Raw genomic sequence first — 3,430 nt, 5'->3', positions numbered from 1 at the left:
GAACAGGACAGCGCGCGCGCTGCCGGCGCAGTAGTCGGTGGCGGCGCGGGCCTCAGCCGGCAGGCCGCATGCCCACCACATTGTCAGCATCATCGACGCCAGCCATCGGCGCATCGTCCAGGCTCCGGTGCAAGGCCTGCACGAGGGCAGACTCGCTGAAATCATCCAGGCAGGCCGGGCTCTGGCCATCGGTGCGGCTCAGCCGGTTGCCCAGCCGGTAGGCGCCAAAGCGCTGCACCAGCGTGCCGGCGACCGCCCGGATCATCTGCGGGCGGTGGGCCGCTGCCTGCTGGAGCGTGCGCCTGGCCAGCTCCAGCTCGTTCTCGATCCGCACGAGCTGCCGGTCGAGCGTCGAGATCCGCTCGTCATACTGCCGGGACAGCTTGGCCTCCTGGCGCTCATAAGTGCTGCGCAGGCGGTTCAGCCGGCGCTGCGCCCGCTCTGCCCGGGTCACTGCCGCCTCGTAGTCGGGGTGCGGATCGTGGCGGATGAAGGAGATGATGGCGCCTACCACGAGCAGGGCCAGGTTGAGAATCAGGAGCGTCCAGCCAGGGCCTCCGAGCTCGACCGAGAGCACTTCCCGCGCGCTGCCGAGCCCGCCCTCCAGGCCCTGGCGCAGCAATGCCCCGAAGTCATTGGCGGCCTCGGCCTCGATCAGGGCCAGGTAGTGCTGGCGCATCGCCGCGATGAAATAGATGAGCGGCAGGGCGATCGCGAGGATCAGCACGACGCCGGCCAGATGGCCGAGCTTGCCCCCCAGCGTCTTGTAGCTGGTCGCCTGGCGCAGCCACAGGCCAGCCTGGTGGGCGAAGAAGGCCAGGAGCAGGCCCACCGCGAAGGACAGGAACAGGGAAACGATCGGCGCTTCCTGGAAGAACAGCTCGAAGGCCAGCCGGTTGATCGGGATCTCGGCGATCGCGATCACCAGCAGCACGAACGGATAGACCGGCACCATGCTGGTGCGCAGCGGCCGGCCGAGATCGGCCTCGATCTGGGCGGACCTTGCCCGCGTCTCGGCCTGCTGCTCGGCGGCCGCCTGCATCCGGCTGCTGCGCGGGCCGATCGTCTTGTCCAGCGCCGCGATCGCACTGGCGCGCTCCTCTAGGACCGCCGCCTTGCGCTTCTGGTAGTTCTCGTCGCTCTCGCGGGCGAGCTGGTCCGCCTCGCGTTCCTTGGCCTGGACCAGCTCGGCCCGGTCGCGCTCGTAGGCGGCCAGCGCCGCCTTCGCTTGGCCGACCAGGCTCGCATAATAGAGGCATTCGCGATCGTTGGGCTTGGGCTCGCCGGCAGCGCCGTGCCTGCGCCCGGCCGCCTCGTCCGCGCGCCGGTCGCCCGTGCTGTAGCGCAGGTAGCAGGACAGGCTGGCGTTGGCGATCTGCTGCAGTCGGTGGTCGGACATCCGGTGCTCCGGCAGGCCGAGCGGAAGCGCTCACCCGATCAGATCGCCCGAACCCGCCGCGGAATCAATCGGGGCGGGCGAGGTTCCGGCATGCCTCGCCCGGCCGTCGAGCCTCAAGCGCGTTCCACACCCCGCATGATCGAGATCGCCCGGTCCGCGATCGCCATGGTCGGGGCGTTGGTATTGGCCGACACCAGCTTGGGCATGATCGAGGCGTCGATCACCCGCAGCCCGTCCACGCCCTGCACGCGCAGGTCGGGGCCGACCACCGTGTCGGGGGCGCCCTGCCTGCCCATCCGGCAGGTGCCGACCGGGTGGAAATCGGTGCGGGCGGTGCGGCGCAGGTGGCGGGCGATGTCCTCGTCGCTCTGGGCCTGCGGCCCCGGTAGGAGCTCGGTCGTGACCACGTCGCGCATCGGCCGGGCCGCGAGAATCTCCCGAGCCGCGCGCACGCCCAGGATGTGGTGGCGCAGGTCGTCGGGGTGGCCCAGATAGTTGGGATGGATCAGGGCCTGCGCTGCCGGGTCGGCCGAGCGCAGCTTCAGCCAGCCCACTGCGCGCGGGCGGAGCAGCACGGTGTGCAGGGTCACCCCATCGACGTTCGGCACGTCGCCGGCATAGCTCGTAGTCGGCACGCAGTAGACCTGCATGACCGGGTCGCCAGCGCCGTCCTCGGGCACGTGATAGGAGCAGGATTCCACGCCGGTGCTGGTGATCCGGCCGCGGCGGAACAGGAGGTACTCCACGCCGTTCAGTGCCATCTTGAGGCCACGGTCCTGCCCGAAATGGCCGTAGTCGCCATTGGTGGCGGCCACCACCGGCGAGCCCGGATGATCCTGGAGGTTCTGCCCCACGCCCGGCAGGTCGACCTGCACCTTGATGCCATGCTCCTGCAGATGGTCGGCTGGGCCGATGCCGGACAGCATCAGGAGCTTGGGCGAGACGAAGGCACCGGCCGCCAGCAGGACCTCGCCATCCACCCTAGCGGTCTCCTGGCGGCCATCATGCCGGTACTCTACCGCGACCGCCCGGCCGTTCTCCACCACGATCCGTGAGACGAGCGCCCGGGTGCGCAAATGGAGGTCCGGCGCGTCCATCACCGGGCGTAGGAACGCGTCCACCGCGCTGCAGCGCCGCCCGGGCGTGCCGGTGATCTGTAGGTAGCCGACCCCGCCGGGCTCACCATTGTTAAAGTCATGGCGGAATGGCAGGCCCAGCCCCTGTGCGGTGCGCAGGAAGATGTTGGTCATCTCGCAGACGAAGCCGCCCTGGCCGACCTTGAGCGGCCCGTCGATGCCGTGGAACTCGTTGTTGAAGCGGACATTGCCCTCGAGCGCCCGGAAGTGTGGGAGGATCTTCGCCCAGGACCAGAGCGGGCTGCCGCTCATCTCGCCCCATTCGTCATAGTCGCGGATGCGGCCGCGCATGTAGGCCTGGGCGTTGATGCTGCTGCCGCCGCCCAGCACCGCGCCCTGCGGGATGGACAGCACCCGGTTATCAAGCTGCGGCTGCGGGACGGTCTCATAATGGGTGACGTATTTCTTGTTGGAGAGCAGCTTCACGAAGCCCGCGGGGATCCGGAGCAGCCAGTTGTCGTCCGGCCCGCCAGCCTCCAGCAGGAGCACCTTGGCACCGAACTCCTGGGTTAGCCGCCACGCGGCCACGCAGCCAGCGCTACCGCCCCCGATCACCACATAGTCGTACTTCACGACCACCGCTTCCTTCTGCCACAAAACGTTTTACCGGCGCACAGCGCCAAGCCCCTCCTGCCACCATCACCGGGCGACGTGTTTTCAGCGTAGAAAGGAATGGGGCGACCCGCCAGGGCGATGGGGTTAGCCCTGCTGCGGCAGCCCGAAGCCCAGCAGGTCGAGCTTTTCGCGCGCCGCCGGGAGCTGCTCGACCAGCCGGTCCAACGCATCTGCCGGCAGCTCGATCCGGCTGACCTCCTCGCCGGCCCGTTCCAGCAGCACCGTACCGGCCACCCGCCGCGCCGCCAGCTCGGCACCATCGGCCAGCCGACCGGAGCCC

The 3,430-nt window shown here is 69.4% G+C and carries 3 protein-coding genes; all 3 read right to left on the bottom strand.

Annotated features, from left to right (window positions below; all coding sequences use genetic code 11):
• Nucleotides 1-52 precede the first annotated feature (52 nt).
• Entirely contained in the window at nucleotides 53-1,399 is a 1,347-nt protein-coding gene (locus EQG76_RS14845) for a hypothetical protein (protein WP_159714798.1), read from the bottom strand.
• Nucleotides 1,400-1,512: 113 nt separating this feature from the next.
• Nucleotides 1,513-3,108 carry a GMC family oxidoreductase gene (locus EQG76_RS14840; protein WP_159714796.1) on the bottom strand — a complete coding sequence of 532 codons (1,596 nt, stop codon included), beginning with the start codon at nucleotides 3,106-3,108 and terminating at the stop codon, nucleotides 1,513-1,515.
• A gap of 126 nt (nucleotides 3,109-3,234) precedes the next feature.
• Nucleotides 3,235-3,430 (bottom strand): hypothetical protein (locus EQG76_RS14835; RefSeq protein WP_159714794.1); only part of this gene is annotated, 196 nt, incomplete at its 5' end.

Origin of the sequence: Geminicoccus flavidas (assembly GCF_009806515.1) — a bacterium.
GTDB classification, from domain to species: domain Bacteria; phylum Pseudomonadota; class Alphaproteobacteria; order Geminicoccales; family Geminicoccaceae; genus Geminicoccus; species Geminicoccus flavidus.
This window is presented reverse-complemented; position numbering and strand designations above follow the sequence as displayed.

What these genes read in the sequence shown, in the direction of transcription:
- EQG76_RS14845 (WP_159714798.1), bottom strand. Translation starts at nt 1,399, where the DNA reads ATGTCCGACCACCGACTGCAGCAGATCGCCAACGCCAGCCTGTCCTGC.